General features: G+C 61.2%; 18 protein-coding genes. 14 read left to right on the top strand and 4 right to left on the bottom strand.

What is annotated here, in order from left to right; all coding sequences use genetic code 11:
• The first annotated feature begins 149 nt into the window (after positions 1-149).
• From X727_RS147215 to X727_RS147240, 6 genes are all read left to right on the top strand, one after another.
• Entirely contained in the window at positions 150-1,490 is a 1,341-nt protein-coding gene (locus X727_RS147215; protein WP_023672139.1) for an adenylate/guanylate cyclase domain-containing protein, read from the top strand.
• Between the two features lie 151 nt (positions 1,491-1,641).
• Positions 1,642-3,537, top strand: coding sequence for an ABC transporter ATP-binding protein (locus X727_RS147220; RefSeq protein ID WP_023745921.1), 1,896 nt, complete (start codon positions 1,642-1,644; stop codon positions 3,535-3,537).
• Positions 3,534-5,432 carry an ABC transporter substrate-binding protein gene (locus X727_RS147225; RefSeq protein WP_023740137.1) on the top strand — a complete coding sequence of 633 codons (1,899 nt, stop codon included), beginning with the start codon at positions 3,534-3,536 and terminating at the stop codon, positions 5,430-5,432. Before X727_RS147220 ends, X727_RS147225 begins: the two co-directional genes overlap by 4 nt.
• 2 nt (positions 5,433-5,434) lie before the next feature.
• Entirely contained in the window at positions 5,435-6,433 is a 999-nt protein-coding gene (locus X727_RS147230) for an ABC transporter permease (RefSeq protein WP_023672136.1), read from the top strand.
• The gene (locus X727_RS147235) at positions 6,430-7,611 is read left to right on the top strand and encodes an ABC transporter permease (RefSeq protein WP_031193182.1); all 1,182 of its coding nucleotides are present in this window, start codon (positions 6,430-6,432) and stop codon (positions 7,609-7,611) included. The genes X727_RS147230 and X727_RS147235 overlap by 4 nt, the downstream gene beginning before the upstream one ends.
• 147 nt (positions 7,612-7,758) lie before the next feature.
• Positions 7,759-8,238: a class I SAM-dependent methyltransferase gene (locus X727_RS147240; protein ID WP_023672134.1), complete on the top strand. Its 480-nt coding sequence runs from the start codon at positions 7,759-7,761 to the stop codon at positions 8,236-8,238.
• Between the two features lie 15 nt (positions 8,239-8,253).
• Here X727_RS147240 and X727_RS147245 read toward each other — a convergent pair whose 3' ends face one another.
• Complete coding sequence (locus X727_RS147245) at positions 8,254-9,669, bottom strand: adenylate/guanylate cyclase domain-containing protein (protein ID WP_023685078.1); 1,416 nt, start codon at positions 9,667-9,669, stop codon at positions 8,254-8,256.
• A 301-nt stretch (positions 9,670-9,970) separates the two neighbouring features.
• Here X727_RS147245 and X727_RS147250 point away from each other — a divergent pair, with 301 nt between their 5' ends.
• The 3 genes from X727_RS147250 (at position 9,971) to X727_RS147260 (ending at position 12,820) form a co-directional block, all read left to right on the top strand.
• Positions 9,971-10,792 (top strand): hypothetical protein, encoded by an 822-nt coding sequence (locus tag X727_RS147250; RefSeq protein WP_023745922.1) that lies wholly within the window; start codon positions 9,971-9,973, stop codon positions 10,790-10,792.
• Between the two features lie 136 nt (positions 10,793-10,928).
• The gene (locus tag X727_RS147255) at positions 10,929-11,447 is read left to right on the top strand and encodes a GNAT family N-acetyltransferase (RefSeq protein ID WP_023672131.1); all 519 of its coding nucleotides are present in this window, start codon (positions 10,929-10,931) and stop codon (positions 11,445-11,447) included.
• Complete coding sequence (locus tag X727_RS147260) at positions 11,447-12,820, top strand: hypothetical protein (protein WP_031193181.1); 1,374 nt, start codon at positions 11,447-11,449, stop codon at positions 12,818-12,820. The genes X727_RS147255 and X727_RS147260 overlap by 1 nt, the downstream gene beginning before the upstream one ends.
• 20 nt (positions 12,821-12,840) lie before the next feature.
• Here the strand turns inward: X727_RS147260 and X727_RS147265 are convergent, their stop codons facing one another.
• The gene (locus tag X727_RS147265; RefSeq protein ID WP_023745924.1) at positions 12,841-14,604 is read right to left on the bottom strand and encodes an adenylate/guanylate cyclase domain-containing protein; all 1,764 of its coding nucleotides are present in this window, start codon (positions 14,602-14,604) and stop codon (positions 12,841-12,843) included.
• Between the two features lie 290 nt (positions 14,605-14,894).
• Here X727_RS147265 and X727_RS147270 point away from each other — a divergent pair, with 290 nt between their 5' ends.
• Together X727_RS147270 and X727_RS147275 are read left to right on the top strand one after the other, a co-directional pair.
• Positions 14,895-18,179, top strand: a complete 3,285-nt coding sequence (locus tag X727_RS147270) for an adenylate/guanylate cyclase domain-containing protein (RefSeq protein ID WP_023745925.1) — start codon at positions 14,895-14,897, stop codon at positions 18,177-18,179.
• Between the two features lie 19 nt (positions 18,180-18,198).
• Entirely contained in the window at positions 18,199-18,879 is a 681-nt protein-coding gene (locus tag X727_RS147275) for a redoxin domain-containing protein (protein ID WP_023672127.1), read from the top strand.
• A gap of 20 nt (positions 18,880-18,899) precedes the next feature.
• On the opposite strand, the gene X727_RS1000000165660 is transcribed toward X727_RS147275, so the two are convergent.
• Positions 18,900-21,107, bottom strand: coding sequence for an SAM-dependent methyltransferase (locus tag X727_RS1000000165660; protein WP_023745926.1), 2,208 nt, complete (start codon positions 21,105-21,107; stop codon positions 18,900-18,902).
• A 273-nt stretch (positions 21,108-21,380) separates the two neighbouring features.
• Here X727_RS1000000165660 and X727_RS147280 point away from each other — a divergent pair, with 273 nt between their 5' ends.
• The 3 genes from X727_RS147280 to X727_RS147290 all read left to right on the top strand — a co-directional run bounded on the left by X727_RS147280 (position 21,381) and on the right by X727_RS147290 (position 22,660).
• Positions 21,381-21,707, top strand: a complete 327-nt coding sequence (locus X727_RS147280; RefSeq protein ID WP_023745927.1) for a hypothetical protein — start codon at positions 21,381-21,383, stop codon at positions 21,705-21,707.
• Positions 21,708-21,780: 73 nt separating this feature from the next.
• Positions 21,781-22,437 (top strand): hypothetical protein, encoded by a 657-nt coding sequence (locus X727_RS147285; RefSeq protein ID WP_023745928.1) that lies wholly within the window; start codon positions 21,781-21,783, stop codon positions 22,435-22,437.
• A gap of 13 nt (positions 22,438-22,450) precedes the next feature.
• Positions 22,451-22,660 carry a hypothetical protein gene (locus X727_RS147290; protein WP_023745929.1) on the top strand — a complete coding sequence of 70 codons (210 nt, stop codon included), beginning with the start codon at positions 22,451-22,453 and terminating at the stop codon, positions 22,658-22,660.
• Here X727_RS147290 and X727_RS147295 read toward each other — a convergent pair.
• Positions 22,653-23,777: an acyltransferase gene (locus X727_RS147295; RefSeq protein WP_023745930.1), complete on the bottom strand. Its 1,125-nt coding sequence runs from the start codon at positions 23,775-23,777 to the stop codon at positions 22,653-22,655. The two genes, X727_RS147290 and X727_RS147295, sit on opposite strands and share 8 nt — an antisense overlap.
• Positions 23,778-23,848 lie beyond the last annotated feature (71 nt).

Genomic DNA, 23,848 nt, shown 5'->3' with positions numbered 1-23,848 from the left:
GATTTGTGCGGTCGACGTCTGCTTGCTTCCTGCAAGGACAGTCATTTGGGATATTCTTCGCCGGCTTCTGCCCCCGAAGCCGGCTTCATTGACTTCGAGAATTTGCGGATCAAAGGAGATGGCTCGTCTTCGACGGGTTTCGAGATAGCATGAGCACAGCGCAAGCAGAAATTTCCAACATTCTCATGGATAAGGTTGCCGATTGGCTGACCCAATCGGCGTTGGCGGGCGACGACCTGGAAACATTGGTCAAGGGTTTTTGTGAACGGCTGGCTGCTGCCGGCCTGCCGCTGAAGCGGGTGCATTTGAGCTTTTCGATGCTGCATCCGCTTTATGACGCGCTCGGTTTCACCTGGATTCGCGGCCAAGGCCTGGAAGTGGAAGGCTTCCGGAGTGAGAACGGCGTCCATTCCGACAGATTCCTGACCAGCCCATACTACCATCTGCTCAGCAACAAGCTCGACCATCTGCGGCGCCGGCTCGACCCGTCGGTGCGGTCGGAGTTTCCTGTTTTCGATGAGCTCAGGCTTATGGGCGTCACCGATTACATGGCTTTCGTCCATCCCTTCAACGGCGATACAAGTCAGGGCATGTTGGGGTCCTGGTCCACCGACAGTGCTTCAGGCTTCAGCGACAGCATGATTTCGGCGCTGCTGCGGATCCAGAACCATCTCGCTATAGCAAGCAAGATGGCGGTGCTCACCAAGCTCGCCGACAACATGATGACCACGTATCTCGGCGGTGACGCCGGCAGGCGCGTGCTGGACGGCCAGATCAAGCGCGGCGAGGGCGATACAATCCGGGCCGCGCTGGTGATGGGCGATATGCGCGGGTCGACAAGGCTCGCCGAAACCTCCGGCCGCGAAGTCTATATCGATACGCTGAACCAGTTTTTCGATGCCATCGCAGCACCTTTCAATCGCAAAGGCGGGCAGATCATGAGTTTCCTGGGGGATGGATTCATTGCCGTCTACCCCTGCGAAAGGCACCGCGCGCAGTCAGAGATCGCCTGCCAGGCTGCTCTTGCGGCTGCGCACAAGGCCAGCATGCGCATGATGGAGCTCAATCTGCGCAGAAAAGAGCAAGGACTGGGCGATATAAAATTTGGTATCGGCCTGCATGTCGGCAATGTGATGTTCGGCAATGTCGGGCTTACCGACCGACTCACATTCTCCGTCTTCGGCTCGGCTGTAAACGAGGTCCAGCGTCTCCAGACCCTCACCAAGAAATATCCGCACAGCGTTCTCGCCAGCAAGGACTTCGCCGGTTATTGCGGGGCCAACAGTTGGCTGACGCTCGGCGAGGAGGAACTGGCGGGCAGCAAGCAGAAGCTGACGGTGCTTTCACCCGATCTGTCGGGTGCTCTCGCACTCGATGAAGACGCTGCGCTGCAGCCGTTTCACGATCGGATATCGGACGCCGAGCAGGTCATGCTGCTTCATCGCGATGCCGCGCGGCTGTCGGCGGGCGACCGGAGGAAGCTCCAGTAGTCACCACCATCCGATCTGGACGCCCTGGTATGCTGTCCGGCCGCCGGTCGCCGGGGAATTCGTTTCGAATCCAAGTTGCTCTGCGCTGACAATGCGCTAGTCTTGCTTTTTGGGGCCGGTCGGGAGGCGCCAGATTGGGGCTGGTGTGGGAATGGATGCAGGCGTTGATCTGCTGCGGATCGAAGATGTTGGCATCTCTTTTGCCATTGTCGGGGGACCGTTGCATGCCGTCAGGCGGGCAAATCTTCGCGTCCTGCCCGGCAAGGTCACCGCACTTGTCGGTGAGTCCGGTTCCGGAAAATCGGTTCTCAGCCAGGCGGTGATGGGCATCTTGCCGAACACGGCCCATGTTCGCGGCCGTATCCTGTTTTCCGATCCCAAAAAGCCCGGCACGACGCAGGATATCCTGCAGATGCCGCGAGACGGACCCGAAATCCGGGCGTTGAGAGGCAGCCGCATCGGCAAGATCTTTCAGGAGCCGATGACATCGCTGTCGCCGCTGCACACGATCGGCAACCAGGTCAGCGAATCCCTGCAGATTCATACGCACATGGACCGGACGGAGCGCAAGGCACGGACCGAGGAAATGCTCGGCCTCGTCGGGTTTCCCAATCCCAAGCGCGCCTACGACATGTATCCGTTCGAACTTTCGGGAGGATTGCGGCAACGCGCTATGATCGCCATGGCGCTTATCTGCCGGCCCGCTCTGTTGATCGCCGATGAGCCGACAACGGCGTTGGACGTCACCATCCAGGCGCAAATCCTGCAATTGCTTCGTGGACTCCAGACCAAGCTCAACATGGCAATGCTGCTGATCACACACGACCTCGGCGTGGTTGCCAATGTCGCCGACGAGGTGGTCGTCATGTACCATGGCGAGATCATGGAAGCGGGCCCTGTGGAGGCAATATTCCGCCGGCCAGGCCACCCTTACCTGAAGGGCCTCATGGCAGCCGTTCCGCATTTCGACCTGAAGCCTGGCGAAAGGCTGAAGGCGCTCCGCGAGGTGCCGGTGAATGTCGGGACCCTGCTGGGCAAGCAGACGGCGCCGGAAGCGAAAGGGCCGGACGACATTCTGCTGTCGGTCAGGGATCTGAAAAAGGTCTACACCATCCGCAACTCCGGATGGTTCAGCGGGAGCAATCAAACCTCTGTTCGCGCCGTGGACGGCGTGAGCTTCGACATCAGGCGGGGTGAGTGCCTGGGCCTGGTTGGCGAAAGCGGCTGCGGCAAAACCACCGTCAGCAAGATCCTGATGCGGGCCGTCACCCCTACCGGCGGCTCCGTGATCTTCAACGGCCGCGACGGACCGATCGACGTCCTGGAAGCAGAGGGAGACGCCCTGCGCTTGCTGCGGGCGAAACTCCAGATGGTCTTCCAGGATCCGGTTTCGTCGCTTTCGCCTCGCATGACAGTGGAAAACATCTTGAGCGAGCCGCTGGAAATCCATCAACGTGGCAATGCCGCGTCCCGGCTAGCCACAGTCAAGAGCCTGATGCAGGCAATCGGGCTCGATCCGCGCTTCATCCAGCGTTATCCCCACAGCTTCTCCGGCGGGCAGCGTCAGCGTATCGGCATTGCGCGCGCGTTGGCGCTGGGGCCTGAGCTGCTGATCTGCGACGAGCCGGTTTCGGCGCTCGATGTCTCCGTGCAGGCGCAGATCCTGAACCTTCTGAAGGACCTGCAGAAGGAACTGGGCCTGACCTACCTGTTCATATCCCACAATCTTGCGGTGGTGGACTACATGGCGGACCGCATCGCTGTGATGTGCGGCGGGCGTATCGTCGAGCTTGCACCGCGCGAAATTCTGCTCAGGAAACCGATCCACCCCTACACGCGCTCACTGCTCGCCGCAGTCCCCTTCCCTGATCTCGACCGGCCGATGGATTTCAAGATGCTGAACCTCGGCGGCGCTTCCGACACCAGCGCATGGGGACCGCAATTCCACGACGAGGGTGAGGAGGATACGCTGTCGCCGATCGATCTTGGCGGCGGCCACCTCGTGCTGGCCCGACGTTCGGCCGATATCAGCGAGCTACGCCATTGATCAGTCGTCGCACCGTCCTTGGACTGATGGCTTCGGCACTTCTTCCGGGCACGGCGCGTGCCGGAGATCTGGAGCCGGATTTTCTTCAGCCGCAGCTGACGGCCAAGGCGTTGCCGGCACTCGCTGAGCGCTTGCCCAAGAGCCCGCGCGCGTTGAACCTCGCTGCGATGGGCCGGCAGCCCGGCCAGTATGGCGGCACGCTGCGTACGATCATCGGCAGCCAGAAAGATATCCGGATGATGACGATCTACGGGTATTCCCGGCTGGTCGGTTATGACGAAAAACTTAACTTGCATGCCGACATTCTCGAAAGTTTCGACGTAGCGGATGATCGCATCTTCACTTTCAAGATACGGGAAGGCCATAAATGGTCCGACGGCAGCCTGCTGACGCCGGAGGATTTTCGCTATTGCTGGGAAGATGTCTGGCTGAACGATGAGCTTTCGCAAGGGGGGCTCGCCCCGACCCTGCTGGCGGACGGCCAGCCGCCGCGCTTCGAGATCGTCGATCCGCTGACGGTGCGCTACAGTTGGGACGCGCCCAATCCCGACTTCCTGCCCAAGCTCGCTGCTGCCGCGCCGATATCGCTCGTTCTGCCGGCCGCCTATCTCAAGCAGTTCCACAAGAAATACCAGGATCCATTCCGGCTCGCCGGCCTGATGAAGGAGAACCGGGCCAAGAAATGGACGCTCCTGCATATCCGCATGTCGCGGCAGTATCGCCCAGAGAACCCGGAATTGCCGACGCTCGATCCCTGGCGGAACCGGACCAAGCCGCCAGCCGAGCAGTTTATCTTCGAGCGCAACCCGTTCTTTCATCGAATAGACGAGAATGGCCGGCAACTGCCCTATGTCGACCAGATCATCATGAATGTCAGCTCGTCGGCGATCATCTCGGCCAAGACCGGTGCGGGGGAGAGCGACCTGCAATGCATGGGAATTGACTTCAGCGATTACTCCTTCCTGAAGGATGCGGAGAAGCGCTACCCGGTGAAGATGCATCTATGGAAACGCACTCAGGGCTCGCGGCTGGCGCTGCTGCCCAATCTGAATTGTGCCGACCCGGTGTGGCGTGCCCTTTTGAGAGACGTGCGCGTGCGCCGCGCACTTTCGCTTGCTGTAGACAGGCGTGAGATCAACATGGCCGTGTTCTATGGATTGGCGCAGGAAAGTGCCGATACGGTGTTGCCGGAGAGCCCGCTCTACCGGCCGGAATACGCGAAAGCCTGGATCGCCCATGATCCCGACAAGGCCAATGCCCTGCTAGACGAGGTCGGGCTTCAGGCCCGTGACGATGACGGCGTGCGGATGCTTCCGGATGGACGCTCTGCGCAGATCATCGTGGAAACGGCCGGCGAAAGCACGCTGGAAACCGACGCGCTCGAACTTATCACCGATCACTGGCGCAAGATCGGCATCGCTTTGTTCATCCGGACTTCGCAGCGCGACATCTTCCGCAGCCGCGCGCTTGGCGGCCAGATCATGATGTCGATGTGGTCGGGCATCGACAATGGCGTGCCGACCGCCGACATGAATCCGTACCAACTGGCCCCCACCATCGACGACCAATTGCAGTGGCCGCTCTGGGGTGCTCACTATCTGTCCCATGGCAAGATGGGTGAGGCGCCCGATCTTCCTGAAGTGGTCGAGTTGATGGCTTTGCTCAAGCGATGGAACGGATCGACCGAAGCCAGCGAGCGCGCCGAAATCTGGAACTCCATGCTGTCGATCTACACCGATCAGGTGTTTTCAATAGGCACGGTGAACGCAACGCATCAGCCGATTCTGGTATCCTCGCGGCTGCGCAACCTGCCTGACAAGGCACTTTTCGGCTATGACCCGACCTCCTATTTCGGTGTCTACATGCCGGACACATTCTGGCTTGGAGGCTCCTGAGCGTGCTTCGATATCTTGTCTGGCGCATCGCCGTGATGGTTCCAACGCTGCTGGTCATATCGGCGCTGGTGTTCACCATCATCGAACTTCCACCGGGCGATTATTTCGACAGCTATGTCGCTGAGCTTCGGGCCCAGGGCGAAGCGGTGGATTCCGACCGCATCCAGATGATGCGCAAGGAATATGGTTTCGACCAGCCGCCGGTCATTCGCTACTTCTACTGGGTGGGCGGGATGCTGCACGGCGATTTCGGCTATTCCTTCGAATATGAGCTGCCGGTTCGCGACGTCGTCGGCGACCGAATGTGGCTGACCGTGCTGGTTTCCTTCGTCACGATCATCTTCACCTGGCTCATCGCCTTTCCGATCGGCATGTACTCCGCCACGCATCAATACAGCTGGGGCGACTACGGCCTGACTTTCTTCGGCCTTCTCGGCCTTGCCATTCCGAATTTCATGCTGGCGCTGATCCTGATGTATTTCGCCAACATCTGGTTCGGCACGTCCATCGGCCACCTCATGGACCAGCAATATCTCGGCGAGCCGATGAGCTGGGCCAAGGCGAAGTCGATCCTCGCCCATCTCTGGATCCCGGTCCTGATCATCGGCACCGGCGGCACGGCGAGCATGATCCGGCGGCTGCGCGCCAATCTGCTCGACGAACTGCACAAGCAATATGTCGTTACGGCGCGCGCCAAGGGCCTGCATCCGTTCAAGGCGCTGGTCAAATATCCGCTGCGCATGGCGCTCAACTTCTTCATTTCCGACATCGGCTCGATCCTGCCGGCCATCATCTCCGGCGCTGAGATCACGGCTATCGTTCTGTCTTTGGAAACGACCGGGCCGATGCTGATCAAGGCGCTGCAAAGCCAGGATATGTATCTGGCAGGGTCATTCCTGATGTTCCTTGCCTTCCTGACGGTTATCGGCGTGCTGATTTCCGACCTGGCGCTGGCGCTGCTTGATCCACGAATTCGTTTGCAGGGTGGCAGCACCAAATGAAGCAGGACTCGCCGCTGCCCGCTCCGGGTGCTCCACTGCAACACTACATTTCCGGCGCGCCTTTCGACCTGCAGTCGGTCGAGGCGATGACGCCGGAGCAATCGAAGGTCTTTCAGGCATCGCAGTTGCGGCTGATGTGGTGGAAATTCCGCAAACACCGGCTTGCGCTTATATCCGGCATATTCCTGGCAGTGCTGTATTTAGGGATACTGATCTGCGAGTTCCTGGCGCCCTACAATCTGCACTCGCGCAACATGGACTACATCTATGCGCCGCCGCAGCACGTGCACCTGTTCCACAATGGCGAGTTCGTCGGGCCGTTCGTCTATGGCCGCCAGATGACGCTGGATATGGACACGCTCAAGCGGAACTACATCGAGAACCACGACGACGTTCAACGGCTCCGTTTCTTCTGCAAGGGCGACACTTATCGGTTCTGGGGCCTGATCGAAGGTGACAGGCATTTTGTCTGTCCTGCCGAAAACGGGCAGCTGTTTCTGGCCGGCACCGACAGGCTGGGGCGCGACGTGCTCTCGCGCATGATCTATGGCGCACGCATTTCACTGACTATCGGCCTCGTCGGCATCAGTTTCAGCTTCCTGCTCGGCATCGTCATCGGCGGACTGGCCGGCTATCACGGCGGTATCTTCGACTTGATCGTCCAACGGATAATCGAAGTCCTGCAATCGATTCCCAGCATTCCGCTATGGCTGGCCCTGGCGGCGATCATGCCGATAACGTGGAGTCCGATCCTGATCTATTTCGGCATCACCGTCATCCTCGGGCTGCTCGACTGGACCGGACTGGCGCGAGCCGTGCGTTCAAAGCTTCTGGCCTTGCGCGAGGAGGATTACGTTCTGGCCGCGCAGTTGATGGGCGCGGGGAGCAGCCGCATCATCAGGCGGCATCTCATTCCCGGCTTCATGTCGCATCTGATCGCGACGGCGACGCTCTCCATCCCTGGCATGATCCTGGGCGAAACGGCGCTGAGCTTCCTCGGGCTCGGCTTGAGGGCGCCGATAACCAGCTGGGGCATCCTGCTCACCGAGGCGCGCAGCGTCAGCGTGATCGCGTTCTATCCATGGCTGCTTTTGCCGATGCTGCCCGTCATCCTCGTCATCATGGCGTTCAACTTCCTCGGCGACGGCTTGCGGGACGCCGCAGACCCCTACAAGTGATATCGCTGTTCCACCGCCCGGCCTGCCGAACACTCCACCCGGTATGACGCTTGTCGGCGGCCGGTTGCGTTATTGCAGGGTTCGTCGTTCGCCTTTATATGCAGCAAGCCTCGATCGGGGCTGCTGGTTCAGGACACACAATCGCATATGAGTCGCCTCGATAATTTCATCAGCAGGATGACCGCGCAGCGCGACATTCTCAATCGAATCTGCCCCGAGGTGGCGAAGATGGAGGGGCTTGTGCTTGAGCTCGGCCTCGGCAATGGCCGGACATTCCACCATCTGCGCGAGCTTCTGCCCGGGCGCCGGATCGTGGTGTTCGACCGCGAAGTTGGCGCGCACACTAGCTCAATTCCCGAAGCTGAAAACCTCGTGCTCGGCGAAATACGCGAGACGGGCCGCAAGTTCATTGGCATCGAAGCCGCCCTTGTTCATGCCGACATTGGCACCGGCTATGACGATCGCGATGCAGTGACCGCTACCTGGCTTCCCGATCTGATTGCGAGCCTGCTTCGCGTCGGCGGCTTCGCGGTCAGTGGCACGCCGCTCGATCACCCGCTGCTGCAACACCTCCCGGCGCCCACTTCGGAGCCCGCCGACCGTTATTTCCTCTGCAAGCGCGTGTGAGCGGTAGAGAACTCTTCAGGGGATCGTATAAACCGCAATCTCCCGCTCGATGCCGCGCAGCGAGACCTCGTGCGGCACGGGCGTCAGCGCGTTCCTGTGCAACAGATCGGCGGTGAGATTATCGTCGACCACCGCACGCGTGGCGAAGATCGCCTGTGCGTTGGCGAGGTTCTGGACCCGCGAAGCAATGTTGACCGTCTGGCCGAAATAATCCTGCCGCTCGTTCATGGACACGGCTATGCAGGGGCCGGCATGAACACCGATCTTGAGCAGAAGGTCCTCGCGCCCGCTTTTGTCATTGAGCGCCCGCATGGCGTCGCGCATCCGCAGCGCCGCGGCAATCGCACGGTCAGGCGTCGCGAAGGTCGCCATCACCGCATCGCCGATCGTCTTCACAACCGCGCCTGCCTCCGCCGCGACGATCTCGTGCAGAACCTGGAAATGCTCGCGCACGAGATCGAAGGCTGAAAGATCGCCCACCCGCTCGTAAAGCTCGGTCGATCCGCGCAGATCGGTGAACAGGAAGGTCAGGCTGGTGATCTTCAGGCGCTGGTTGATGTCGAGCGTATCCGTGCGATAGAGATCCCGGAACGTCTGGTTGGTGAGCAGGCGCTTGGCGGTCACGAAGGGCCGACGCTTGCCCAGGAAATCATGCAATACCGGGCAGGCGATGAAGACCGTCGGCAGCACGCGCGTGTCGGTCCTGTTTTCCAGCGAAATGCGCAATGGGCCGGGTTGCATCTCCAGCGTCTGGCTCTGGACATGGTCGCGGTCGAAGGCCAGAGAGAGGTTTCGCCGCTCTTTTGCCGGTTCGCCCTTCGCGTCGATGAACTGGGCCGAATGCGTGACCGGCTCGAAGACGATGATGAATTGGGGCGGAAGCTGGATGTGCAGAACCGCCTTTTCACCGGGCGCAAGCTCGATATCTTCCAGCGAGAACGCTTCCATCTTTTCCGCCAGATCCTCGTCCGGCAGATCGGCCCCGGACGCCCAGTAGATCTGGCGGTAATATTCCACCAACGGCAGTTCGTGTGGATTGTGGGCGGCAATCCTGCGCACGCGGGGACTGACGGTGAATGTCACCTCGACCATCTCGTCGAGGGTCGGCGAATAGCCCTGGGAGCACAGCGCGCAGGTGTATTCGTCCTTCTGCATGGTTTTCAGCGTGGCGTTGGTGTCGAGCACGCCGCCACAGCCGGGGCACAGAACATTCCAGGAAATGTCGAAGATGCCCACCCGCGCCGCATGGAGAAAGGCGCTTATGGTGCGTTCCTCGTCGAGGCCATGCTTGCTGGCGAAGGCGAGCGCATTGATGCGGCAAAGTTCGCGGTCCTTGCCCTCGGCGATGGTTTGCCGGATTGCGTCGATTGCCTGCGGATCGACATCGGTCGATTGCCGCAGAAGCGAGAACAGATCCTGAGCTTCGGTCATCGTGCAGGCTCCGGAAATTGCGCCGCTAGAGCATGATGCCGAAAAGTGTGAAGCGGTTTTCGGACGACATCATGCTCTATTTCCTGATTTAGAGGCGGATTCAGATTTCAGGTCGGACAGACCTGAAATCATCCGGCTCTAGGCGTGTTGGCCGGACCGATCTTCGACCCGAACGCTCCATCATACTGCGAAACGGACCGTACGGCCATTCGAATGGACAAGCCTGGTGACAGGTCAATTTCCATTTGTTGAATTCCAAACTATGATAGCCCATGGGGCATTCATCTCTGGGGTTTTCTCCATGCCGACACGCGACAACCCGCCATTTCCGGCGGCCCTTCGCCTTTTCTCGGCGGGGGTCATCATCGTCCTGATCGTTGGGGCCGGCCTGTTTTTCGCGCCTGCGCTGGTCAAGCCGCGCTGGCCCTGGGCCGTCACGCCGTTCAATGCCCGCTTCCTCGGCGGCTTCTACACCGCCGAAATGGCAGTGATGGCGGTGCTGCTGGTCTGGAATCGCTGGTCGCCCGGCAGGCTTGTGCTGGTCATGGCCTTCATCTTCACCGTCATCGTGTCGGCGGCTTCGTTCATCAACCTTGGCTATTTCAACTTCGAGCGCAAAGCCCCCTGGCTATGGTTTCTGGTCTATCTTGCGTCGGCCGCTGTATCCGCGCTGTTCCTGTGGCGGGCAAGGGCCCGCCCTTCTGCAAAAGGCGTGATCTTAAACCCCGCATGGCGCGCCTACCTACCGGTGGAGATGGCGATCCTCGGGCTCTACGGCGTCGGCCTGTTGCTGTTTCCCCTGACATTCGGTGGCTTCTGGCCGTGGCCGATCGATGCCTTCCACGCCCAGGTCTACAGCGCCATCTTCCTGGCGGGTGCAGGCGGCACCTATCTCGTCTGGAGAAGTGCGCCGCGCGAGGAACTGCTGGTGCTCGGCCTGGCGCAGTTTCTGGTTGGCCTGCTTGCTGTTCTTGGCCTCTTCATCACCGACGCCGCCGTGCACCGGATCGACTGGACGGCGGCCGGGACATTGTGCTGGCTCGCCCTTTTCGGCTGGATCGGCATCAGCGGTATCCTCAAACTCTGCGCCGCCCACCGGCATTTTGCCGCGCAATCGGCATAGGTCGCAGAGACGGCTGGATTTTCAGGTGACGTCCGGTGCATCGTGCCGGGCATATTGCCTCTGTCCTTTGTTCTGACGCAATTCCGGACGGAAAACCGCTCACACTTTTCCTGGAATTGCTGTAGCCGGAAAAGCCATGACCAGCACGCCACCCCTAGAGAAAATCCAGCCGCAGCTCCGGGCCGTCCGGCCAAGCGATGCCGAGGCGCTTTGCGCTATCTTCAATATGCCGGGCTTCCGCTGGGGCACACTCAGGATGCCATTCGAGATGGTGGAGCAGGTGGAGCGGCGCATCGCCAAGTCCGGCCCGGAAACCACCTGGATCGTTGCCGAGTCGGACGGCAAGGTTGTCGGCCATGGCAGCCTGGTCGCGCAGGGTTCGCCGCGCCGCTCGCATATCGGCGAGATCAATATCGGCCTTGACGATGGTTTTGTCGGCAGAGGCATCGGCTCTGCCATCCTAGGCGCGCTGCTTGACGTGGCCGACAATTGGCGCGCCCTTAAGCGGGTCGAGTTGACTGTCTATGCCGACAACGAACCGGCCATCCGTCTCTACACAAGCCATGGCTTCGAGGTCGAAGGCCGGCATGTGAAGGCCGGTTTTACCGACGGGCAGTACCACGACCTCCTGAGCATGGCCCGGCTGCGGTTCTGATGACCACCGTCCCTGCCCTTGCCCCTCCGGTGGACATTTTGGCCGTGCTGTCGCTGCTCTGCCCCGAGGTCGTGCGTGACATCGAGCAGAACTGGAATGCACCGGTTTCCGATTATGCCCGCCATCTGTGGCGGCCGGTGGCAAGGCCTGGATCGGCCCCGTCGATTGCTGCCCGCTCGATCCTGCGCGACGTCCTGCAGCAGCGCCTCGGTGCGATCATGCAGCCTGAAGCGATCGGCAAGGCCCTCGACGAATTCGACCACAGACCGGTTATCCAGTCCGGCCTGCACTGCCTGCTTCTGATGGATCGCATCACCTTCGATGCCCTGCTGCTTGCCTGGCTCGGCGCGGTCGAAAACAGGCTGTCGGCTTTTTTCGGCTTCATGGGAACGACCATGACCATGGAGACAACCGGCCGGGAGGGGCCGGGATGGCTCGATGTCGGCGACGACAAGGTCAATTTGTTTGGCATGGGGCGCCACAAACTGTGCCGCAAAAGCGCCTGCGCGGCCGGTCCCGTCGCCCTCAACGGGCGCGCGCTCGAAACGGTGGGCAATGAGACGGATGCCAGAAGCTGGCTGGGCACGCTGCTTGCCAGCCAGGACAAGGTGTTTGCAACCGCCGCCGATGCGCTGACAGAACTCAACGAGGATCTGGTCGCCGATTGGGATCGTTCCGGCATGGCTCGGCCGGTTTTCATCGATGATAGGCTGGCCGCGACTGTCGTGTCGCGGCATCTGGAAGATGAAGGCAGCCTTCTTTCCAGGCTGCTCCTCGAGCCCGCAAGGCGCCGGCGTCTCGACCATGCCTTGCAAGAAGCCGCATCTGGCCCATTTGGCAGGTTCCTGCCCAATGCCACGGACTATTTCTGGGGCATCCGCGAGCAGCGCGTGCGCAAGCTCGTCCTCGAGAAGGGGCGGCTGATCGAGCCTGACAGGCCGCATGGTCTTTCCATCCCGTTCGAGCGGCCGCATCTCCAGCAGGCACTGCTGGACGGCCTGCTTTTGCCGGACTTGTTCCTGATGTTCCTTGCCCTTGCCATATTGCCGCGCGTGCGGGTTGTGGGCGGCCTGAGACAGATTGGCTATGTCGCGCTTTTCCACTCGATCCTGCTGGCTGCGCTGGATGAAAACGCGCCAGAAGAGCGCGATCTGGCCGCCGAGCTGCAGGTTCGGGAAAATGCCTGGGGCATGCGGGTCATCGATGAAAAGATCTCGGTCCGCGAGCAGCTTGCCGGCCTGCCGGAAGGGGCGCTCTTCCCGGACCTGCTGCGGCAATACCGGTTGCGGACATTTGCCGAGACGACCGACGACCTGAAACCGGTTCGCGAAAACGCCCGATGGTGCAAGATCGGCCGGGCCTCAGGCCTCTGATCCGGCCGGGCTTTAGCCCGTCATTGCACCAAGCCGGCCTTGCGGAGCCCCTCGACCATCAGTTCGAAATCGGCAGGGTTCTTGTAAGGCAAGACCTTGCGACGATGTTCCAGCGAATAGGCGGGATTAACGCGAAGCAGGTCCTGCCATGCCGCATGGGCCTCCTCCAAACGGCCCAGATGGCCGTAGCATGCGGCCAGAAGCGCACGCGAGACGTCGGTGACAGCGTTGCGAGCCAGCCGTTGCAGCAAGAGGTCGACGGCCTCTTCGTACCTTCCCAGTTGAAACGATGCCAAAGCCTGGAAGTGCAGAAGCACATCCGGGAAGTATGGATTCAAGGTCTTTCCCCGGGCGAAACTCTCTAGCGCCTCCGCGGATCTACCCGAATAATACAGCGCCTCGCCGCGGGCGACGTGCGCTTCGGCGAAGTTCGGATTGAGAGCTATCGCGCGCTCGACCTCGCCGATGGCTTCATCGTGCCGCCGTGTGTAAAGCTTGGCCGATGCCAGCGCCCAGTGCGCCCAGGGATCGCTGTCATCCAGCGTTACCGCTCGCGTTGCTGCCTCTTCCGATTGCGCCATCGAGTCCGACGCACCCCACCTGTTGAGGTAATCGAGCCCGTACGTGAGGGCTAGGAAAGCGTGGGCAGAGGCAAATTTCGGGTCCAGTTCGATGGCCCGCTGCAAGAGCTCGCGGGCCGCGACGTTCGTGTCCTTCGTCAGCCGGTGCCACAGCTCTCGGCCCCGCAGGAAACAGTCATACGCCTCCGGGTTGCGCTGGTGTTCGGGTGCCAGCCGCAGACGGTCATCCTCGGTCAGATTGAGCGCCAGCGCACCGACGATGTGCTGCGTCACGTCATCCTGCACGGCGAATATGTCGGTCAGATCGCGATCGAACCGCTCCGCCCAAAGATGGCCGCCTGAAATTGCATCGATGAGCTGCGCGGTGATGCGTACCTTGTTCCCCGACTTGCGTACGCTGCCTTCAAGGACATAGCGCACGCCGAGCTTCGTGCCGACATCCTGCACATGGACGTTCTGGCCCTTGAAGATGAAGGACGAATTGCGAGCGATGACGAAGAGCTGTGACAGTTTGGACAGCGCCGTGATGATGTCTTCGGAGATGCCGTCGGCGAAGTAGTCCTGTTCGGCATCACCGCTCATATTGGCGAACGGCAGCACGGCGATCGACAGTTTCGGCGGCGCTGCCGCAGCCGGAGGGCTCGTCGCGGTTTGCGAGGTCGCGGCCGCCTTGGCCCCGGCGCCGACTTGCAGCGAATAGACCCGGATCGGCTCGGCGATGTTCTTGAGCTGTGTGCTGCCGAGATCGCTGACCGAGAGGTCAAGCCTGGCCTTGACCTGGCGATAGGCATCCTCGGACAGGCAGATGGCGCCGGGCGCCGCAACGCCCTCCAGACGCGAGGCGATGTTGACGCCGTCACCCATCAGATCGCCATCGCTCTCTTCGACCACATCGCCCAGATGGATGCCGATCCTGAACTCGATGCGGCGCTCCTGCGGTACGCCGGCATTGCGCTCAACCATACCGTTTTGAATCTCAACGGCGCAGCGCACGGCATCGACCACACTGCGAAACTCAACCAGTGCCCCATCTCCGGTACGCTTGATAACCCGCCCGTGGTGCACTGCAATGATCGGATCGATCAGGTCGCTGCGCAGTGCCCGCAACCGCGCCAAGGTACGATCTTCGTCCGCGCTCGCGAGCCGGCTGTATCCGACCACATCTGCAGCCAGGATTGCGGCCAGCTTACGGTTCTCGCTCATGGGTCGCCTCCTCATCTCCATCATAGCAGGAAGACGGCGGGACGAGGGAATTTTCGCAAATCACGGCCACGCGGCCGCCCGTATCGGCAGTGCTCCACCGCCGAACCCAGACCGATGCCCATTTGCGCTGCCGCTTGCCGGTTGACGACTATCGGTTCATCCTTGTGAATACCCCGGCCGTGACGAGCGTGGCGAGATCACGCGTCATGGCCCAAGGTCAAAGAGATAGAGCATGATGTCGTCCGAAAACCGCTTCACACTCTTCGGCATCATGCTCTGGTGAGGTGTCCATGAACTGCTCGGGCTGCGGTTTCGAGATCGAGGGCGGTTACGCCTTCTGTCCGAAGTGTGGCCGCCGCCAGCCCGTGCCATGCGCCAGTTGCGGCTACGCCTGCGCACCTGATTTCGAATTCTGTCCTAAATGTGGGGCAAGCGTCGGTGCGTCCGCAAAAGCTGCCGAACGGCCTGCTCCGACACCAAGCCGCACCATTGCGCAGCCCTCTCGAGCTCCGTCGCCGAACATCGAAAGCGAAGAGGGGCCGCATTCCGTCTCCGACGCCGATCGACGAACGGTAACGGTGCTGTTCGCCGATCTCTGCGGCTTCACGACACTCAGCGAGCAGCTCGACCCCGAGGTCATGCAGGCGCTGCAGAACGAACTGTTCAAGGAATTGACGGCGGCCGTGCAAGGCTTTGGTGGTTTCGTCGACAAATTCATCGGCGACGCTCTGCTCGCCTTGTTCGGTGCGCCGGTCGCGCATGAGGACGATCCGGAACGTGCGCTTCGAGCCGCTCTCGACATGATCGCCCGGACGGCGCGGCTCGGTGAAAGCACCCGCCACTCCGGCTCGCCGCTGCTGCTCCACATAGGCATAAACACGGGTCCGGTCGTTACTGGCGGATTGGGCATCGGCACCGCCAAATCTTATTCGGTGACCGGCGACACGGTGAATACGGCGCAACGCCTGCAATCGCTGGCTGCACCGGGTGAGGTGCTGGTGGGCGAACTCACGCACAGGCTGACCCGGCATGCCTTCTCGTACGAGTCGCTGGGCGATGTCGTGTTTCGCGGCAAGGCTGGCAGTGTGCTCGTCCACCGACTGGATGCACCGCTTGCGGCGCCGCGTGCAGCGCGCGGGCTCGAGGCGCTCGGCCTCAGTGCGCCCATAATAGGTCGTGATGCGGAGCTCAACAGAATGCTGGCGAGCCTTGACTTGGCGTGCGGCGGCTCGGCCCAGCTTGTCCGCATCGTCGGCGAAGCCGGTATCGGGAAGTCGCGGTTGGTGAAGGAGTTCGTCGCCCGCGTCGGCGACGAGGATCGTTTTCGCAACGTCGCCGTGCGGCAGGCCACGTGCTCACCGCTGGGTGAACAATCATTTGGCGCCTTGGGTGCAGTGGTGCGCAGCGCTGCCGGGATGATGCAAAACGACAATGGGGACGAAATGCGGGGCAAGCTCGCAGCCTTGCTTGCCGATCTCGGCCTGCAGGGCGAGGAGGCGAAGCGGCTGATGCCTTTGCTCTACCATGTGCTTGGCCTCGGCGACCCCCATGCCACCTTGCAGCATGTCGAGCCCGAGCAGCTGCGGCGGCAAATTCTCTACGCGGTCCGCACAATCATGGAATGGCGGCTTGCGTTGTCGCCGCTGTTGATTGTCGTCGAAGACCTGCACTGGGCCGACTCCGTCTCGCTCGAGGCACTGCGTTTCGTGATGGACAGACTGGAACGCACGCGGCTGATGTTGCTGGTCACGCATCGTCCGGCGTCGGACAACGACCAACTCGACTCAAGTCGGGTCAGCCACACAGCGCTCAGGCTTTCGCCGCTCGACAGCGATGACGGACGCCGCCTGGTGGCGGCGCTTTTCGGCGATAACTGGGTAAACGCCGCAAGAGGGCTTCTCGACCAGATCCTCGAGCGCGCGGGCGGCAACCCGCTTTTCTTGGAGGAGATCGTTCGCGGCCTTATCGATCGCGGTGTATTGGTGCGCGAGGGCCAGCAATGGCGGACCGTGGCAGGCGAAGTCGCAACCGGCATCCCCGCCACGATCCAGGCAATGTTGCTTGCTCGCGTCGACCGGCTGCCGCAAGGGGTGCGCCGGTTGGCCCAGGAAGCCGCGGTAATCGGCCCGCGCTTCGATGCCACGCTTCTGAAAGCCGTGGCAGCCGACCCCGGCCGACTGGAAGCGGGCTGCGAACTGCTTTGCGATGCGGAAATCATCGAGGAAGTTGCCGGATCAGGCTCGGTCTCGTCGCAAAGCTACCGCTTTACACAAACATTGCTGCAGGACGTGATCTACCAGAATCTGCTCCTGCAACGCCGGACCGACATCCACGGCCGGGTAGGTGCCGCCCTGGAGCAACTGTGCGGCGACAAGCCGGAACGGTTCGAGGATCTGGCCGTGCTCGGTCACCATTTCGCTCAGAGCGCCGAGCGGGAGAGGGGCGCGCATTACCTGCAGGCGGCGGGAGATCGCGCTCGCATGATATACGCCAATGACGACGCCCTTCGTTTCTACGAGCGAGCACTGACTGCGTTGGGCGCGATCGGGCAAACACCGCTCAAACTGGCAATTGCAGAGCGCATTGCCGATTTGAGCGGCCCGGCAGGCCGCCGCGAGATTGCACACCGCCACTACGAGGCGGTGCTGCAGGCCTATCGCGAGTCAGCCGATCGTGTCGCGGCGGCGCGCGTTTTGCGCAAGATCGGTCGGCTGTTTTGGGACGTGGGCAAGCGGGACGACGCGGAATCGCGCTACGCTGAAGCGGCAGCGCTCCTCGATGGAGCGGATGCCCCGATCGAGCAGGCGCATCTCTGGCAAGAACGTGGCCGACAGGCGTTCCGCAGCGGAGATCACACTCTCGCGGCAAAATGGGCAGACGCGGCGCTGGATTGCGTACGCTCTCTGACAACGGAACATGTCTCCGATGATGCCACCCTCGTGACCGCCGAGGCACTTAATACCAAGGCTGTTGCGCTGGCTCGCCTTGGGCGAAACCATGAAGCCGTGCGTGAGGTTGAGCGCAGCATTGAATTGGCCGAAGCCGCCGGTCTGCTGGGCGCGGCCTGCCGCGGCTACACCAATCTCGGGGTGCTCTACACGACCATCGATCCGGCGAAGGCGATGGAGGTCTGTCGGCGCGGTCTTGAAGTGGCGCGCCGTATTGGCGATTTGGGTTTCCAGGCGCGCCTCCTCGCCAATCTGGCGGTAGCTTGTTGTACTTTCACGGATCGCTGTCCAACGGAGGGCGTGCCTGCTGCCGAGAAGGCCATCGAGATTGACCGGGCGCTCGACCAGCGCGAGCACCTGCCAGTGCCGTTGATCGTGCTTGGGCAGATCCACCAGTGCAACGGCCATCCGGAACTGGCGATCGGCTTGTTCCACGAAGCACTGGAGGTAGCCCGCGAAACGGGCGAGCCCCAACTTCTGTTTCCGTGCTATGATGGACTCGCAACGCTTAATCTCGACCTCGACAATCTGGCCGAGGCCGAACGCTTCTTTTCCCTGGCGCAGGGTATATGCGCCCAGCACGGGCTCGACCCGGAAGCGCTTGTGGTGCTGCCTTTTCTCGACTAGCCGGGATAGGGGGTTGGACATGTCCGCGCCTAGTGGATTGATACCGCTTCAACCGGGCGACCGGGCGCCGAACCTGATACTCGACGCCATTACCCAGGAAGGCAAGATTGCGCTTGACGACTTTCGCGGGCAAAAACCGGTGCTGGTCGGCCTGTTTCGAGGTCTGCATTGTGCGTTTTGCCGGCGCCACATCGCCGCTCAGGCGCGTCTCGATCCGGAGCTGCGCGAAAAGGGCGTGGAGAGCCTGACGGTGGTCAACACGCCGATCGAACGGGCGCGGCTCTATTTCCGCTACCATCCAATGCCGAACCTGCTTGCGGCGTCGGACCCGGAACGCGCTTCACATCGTGCTTTTGGACTGCCCAATCTCGAATTCACCGAGAACGAGACGAACTGGCCGTACAAGGTCGCGATGGCAGCGGCACAGGACATGCGGGTCGACATACCTGGCGAATTGCCCGGTCCCATGGATCCGATGACAGCCGCCGCAATCCTCGACAAGAAGGACCACTACGAACTGACCGAAGCCGACGAGCAGATGATGGCCACGGGACACGGACAACTGGTTGGTCAGTTCCTGCTGGACCGGCAGGGGATCGTCCGCTGGAGCTTCACGGAGGTCCCGGAGGGTGGGCGATACATGTTTGGCGCCCCAAACCCGAAGGAGCTGATGTCAGCCGTGTCGCAAGTCGCCCAATAATGAACTGACAAGTTCACCGTTTATCCGAGCACGGCCTCGACAGTGGCGACAAAGTCATCGAGCGAGCGGTCGCCGCGAATCTCGATGCGCGGAAGGTCGATGAGATCGCTATGGAGGTCCGCCGGCCCGTGCCTGCGGCCGAAGCCTACTCGATAGCCGCACTCCCTAGCCAGCCGGCCAAGCCGTCGGTCGGTGACGGAGAAGGGGGCCGCGAACGCCCTGGTTGGCCGGCCGGTCCAGCGTTCGATGAACAGACGAGAGCGCAGGAGCTCGGCGGCCAGGTCAGCGCTCGACAGACCATCTATGGCGCGATGCGTCGCCATGTGGCTGCCGAAGAAGGCGCCTTCGGCAGCGAGGCGTCGCACCGTCCCGGCGCCCATAAGCGGCGTCGGCGGACCGATGTCGGTGTCCCACTTTGCACTTTCGCCCACCAGGTCCGTCACCAGGAACACTTCCGCGTTCAGGTCGTTGGCGCGCAAGATCGGCCAGGCATGGTCGGCGAAGTTCTGGAAGCCGTCATCGAAGGTGATGAGCACCGGGCGGCCGACGAAAGGCTGACGGTTGGCGATGGATGCTTCCAGCTGCTCGGAGCCAATGGCGTGAAAGCCATTGGCGCGCAGCCATCCCATCTGGCTGGCGAATGCGGCGGGCGTGAGCCGAAAGCGAGCGAGCGCGGCCGGACCTTCATCGGCAACGCCGTGATACATGAGGACAGGGATATGCTGGCGCTGCTCGTTACGTGCGACGTCGCGGCGCAAGGCTCGCGCCCCACCCCAGACGATATTTCGCGCGACGCCGATTTCGATGGGCGCGCGGATCGGCACATGATCGATCACCGGGTCCGTCGCCACATCGCCCGGCGATAGGCGGCGGAAGCGGTCTATGCGGTAGAGCTCGGTCTGGATCGATTGCTCGAGCACCAGGCCTTCGGTCGCTGCCAGCGTCTCGGAGATCGCCTGGGCACCGAATGTGTTCCAGTCGAAGCCCGTCTTTTCGACATTGTCACGCAGCACGAATGCGTGTGCGCTGATGAAACTACCGCCAGGCGCCAACGCCTCGGCAAATTTCTTGGCGATGCGCCGCAACTCGGCGAGATCGTCCAGATAGTAGAGCACCTCCGAACAGAAGATCAGATCCATCTCACCCGGCAGCGTGTCGGCAGCGAAATCGAGTACGCCGAACTCGACATTCGCCTGATTGTTGCATCGGGCGCGGGCTCGCTCGATGGCTATGGCGGAGATGTCGGTTGCGGTCAGATGGCCCACGCGCGGCGCCAGCTGCCGCGTGAAATGGCCCTCCGCACAGGCCAGCTCAAGCGCCCGGCCGATGGGACCGGCAGGCAGGATCTCGATCTGCCGCTCATATTTTTCCTGCTCATAGAGCGAGCTGTAGTTCCAGGGATCCTCGGTCGCGAAATAGCTGTTCCAGAACGCCGTGCGATCCTTGTCGTGCTTGTCCGCGACCCGTGCGCGGCGCGGCGTAACAGGCTCTGACGGTTCAGCGCTCGACCGAACCAGGTCATGCGCCTGTGCGGCCAATTGCGCGAGTTTGCCGAAGTGGCTGTCCTGATCGGGCTCGCTTCCCGCCATGGCAAACGATACCTCGGCTGCAGGCGTGTTTGACGTGGTCGCGCCGGCGCCCTTTTGCGGTCCAGGCGATCCTCCCGCAAGCCGCTCAGCAGGCACTACATCCAGGATCAATTCAATCCAATGATCGCTCGTCACCGTCCCGAGTGCACCGAACTGCACGACAGCCTCGATCCGGCCATCCAGCATCAGATGGGCATAGATCTGATCGATGCCTTCCGGCAGTTCGGTCGCGGTCGGATTGCGAGCGTCGACGCGAATTCCGAGCGTTCGCGCCAGCCTGCGCGGCGTGGCAAGATCGTCGGGTTCGAGAAGCATTTGCTCAAGCTGGTACTGGACGCGGCGAGCCGCTGCGGGATTGTCCCAGTCCTTGCCGAGTTCGATGATCAATGCGGTGGTTGCGCTGCCGAAGCTGTCCCACCGGGCAGCCAGTTGCCCCGGCACCGAAAGGCTTCCTGCCACAAGGCCATCGAAGATTACCTTGGCAATCTCATGCGCCCACTTGCGTCCCGCCGGGAGTGCGCGCAGGGGCTGCGGGTCGATCAAGCGCGAGCCTGAGCCGCATTCGGACGCGGCGTTCCGCAACGCCAGCCAAGCAAGCGCTTCGGATGCGGTGCCGCCGTTCGCCGAACTGGAAACCAAGGGATTATGCGCCACGCCGTACTACCCGCGCCTGGTTTTGAGGGAGAACAAGTGTCCCGCAACGCGCTTACATCGCCGGTCTGGAAAAAGCAAAAGGCGCCCCGAAAGGCGCCTCTTCATCGCTTGATTCCCCCTGAAGGAAACTGGAGCGGGTGAAGCGATTCGAACGCTCGACCCCAACCTTGGCAACCCTTGATTCTACGACACTTCTCGTCACAACCCGTAACCTATTCAGCCAGAAAATGATTGTCCAAAGCCGATAGGGGCATTTGCATGAATGAAGTCGAGGATGAATTTGACGATGATGAGGCTGTGCGCGCCGAGATAATCCGACGCGTTCGGGTGGAGGGCGTCAAGGTCGCATACGAGAGCGCGCTGGAGATTTGCCGCGACAAAACACAGACGGCCGTTGCAAGGGCGTCGTCGCAACGGACTCTCCTTCAAATTGGGGGTATGCTCGACCGAGCGGACCGCAACGCGGGCGTCGTGAAAGATCCGGCAGAGATGGATGGCACCGAATTGGAGAAAGCCACCCAGGACCTCATGCGCAGACAGCGCCGCCCAGCGGCAGTTAAGCCAGCCGGCGGCGCCTTCGATTAGTCACTACTCGACAGGCGCGCTCCACTCAACCGGGCAGGCGATCCTGCTTAAGAACACCGACAACATCGCCGCCATGACCGTGGGTGGGGTCAACGTCGCCCCGCTCCTTTTTTTGGATTCGACAGACAACACCTGGGTGGCGGCTGGTGGGAAATCGAAGGCGGTTTTCTTTGGCAATTCGGACTTTGAGAAACAACTTGCGATTCTATCGACCGACAACGCCGTCAACAATTTCGAATTCTCCGGCGCCGTCGCCGGGCAGTCGCCGCTGTTGTGGATGAAGGGTTCAGATACCGATGTCGGGTCCAGCTTCGGCACAAAGGGAGTCGGCGTCCATTCGTTCTATACGAACGGCGCCAGCTTCGCCAAACAGGTTGAAATCGGCCATGTCGCTTCGCCGACAAGCTTCCTTTCGCTCAAGGGAGCAGCGGCGGCCGGGCATCCGATCATCCAGCCGAGCGGCACGGAAACCAATCCCAGCATCATCGTGCAGGGCAAAGGCACGGGCGGTGTGAAGATCAATGATGGCGCGGCCGCCACCAAGTTCGAGGTCAACACCACCGGCATCGGCTTCTTCGGCACTGCGCCTGCCGCACGGGGCGCTGTCGCCCTACCCACCGGCACAATCCAGCGCACCACCTACGCAACCTCGACCGTGACGCTGGCTCAGCTTGCCGGCGTCGTGATGGCCATGATCGCCGATGATCGTGCCATGGGCCTACGCAGCTAAGGAGACGACAAGAATGGTTACGCTGAACTTCACCGACACCGATCTAATTCTACTCGAACTAGCTCTCCAGGAACTACCTGAAAAGGCACGCAACGCGCTTGGGACAAGGATCAATCAGCAGATCATCGCCCAGCGGGAGGCCCTTGCCAAGGCGGCCGAAGATGAGCCCAAGAGCCCCGAGAAACGAGAAGGGCGAGAACGGACTGCCTCGCGAGCTAGATGACCGGCCTCGCAGCGACAACGCGGCGATCCGCCCAGGCGTCAACTTTTCGACGCAGATAGCGATTTGACGGCATCTCGATGTACCTGTTCAGCGCTACTGAACCGACCAAGACAATGCAGAGGTAGGCCGGCACATCCGACGGGGTTGCAAAGCCAATAGCCATTGCCTTGTCCTGCACCATGAGGTGTAGGAGATATATCGCGAAAGATGCCTCGCCCAGAATGATCAGAGGGCGTACCGAGAGCGCCTGTGAAAGGCGGCCTCGCCCGATTGCCAGCACGAAAATTAGCGGAGTGAAAAAGACCGCACCCATGGCATTCTGCATCCACAGTGCAGGGATTCCACCAACATGAAGGAAGTTCGCGATCGACCCAGCGATCTGCTCGTTCCGCAAAAAGTAGGCTCCTGCAAACAGGAGGCACAGAACCTCCCATACTGTGGCGGCGCGCGGTCCAATTTGCCACTCGCGCGATATAAACATTCGACAGGCGAGTATGCCTGCTGCAAAAAGCACGAAAAACGATCCCGGATGCATCCTGACAATCCCAGCGGCGGTCGTTCCAGGCAGGTCCAATGGTGCACTAAGTACTGGCACTGCAAATGCCCAAGACAAGGTCAACGTTGTAACTAGCAATGTAATTGCCACAATCCAGCGACTGGACATGATCGTTAGGAGTGGGAAAGTCAGATAAAAAAACAACTCCAAAGACAGTGTCCAAGCGACGGGGTTCCCATTAAACGAATATGTGTAATCTCCAAACCAAGCCTGCAAGAGAAACACCGAGGCCCAGAGTTTGTGAATGTCATGGAATGGGTTTGAGGCGTCGTAGACTAGCAGATAGAAAAGCCCGAGCATTGCGATGTGTAGCGGCCAGATACGGGCCACGCGGTATGCGACTATCTTGATCGCATGATCAAACCCATCGATCCGCCGGTATGTGTACGCGAGGATGAACCCTGAGAGCACAAAGAACAGGTTCACTCCGATGCCAAACATCAATCCGGTGTCTTGGGGCCCGGGCAGCCCCCAGTTATTATGAAGATGAAAAACAACGATCGCCGCAGCGGCGAAAAAGCGCATCGCCGTAAGCGGCGCCAGATTTTGCCGCTGTTCCATTCTATAACCCCCCCCGGTCAAATAATCGATATTTAGACCGCCAAAGCCACAAGTATCGTTATTTAGCTCAT

This window comes from Mesorhizobium sp. L103C105A0, assembly GCF_000502215.1.
Taxonomy (GTDB): domain Bacteria; phylum Pseudomonadota; class Alphaproteobacteria; order Rhizobiales; family Rhizobiaceae; genus Mesorhizobium.
This window is presented reverse-complemented; position numbering and strand designations above follow the sequence as displayed.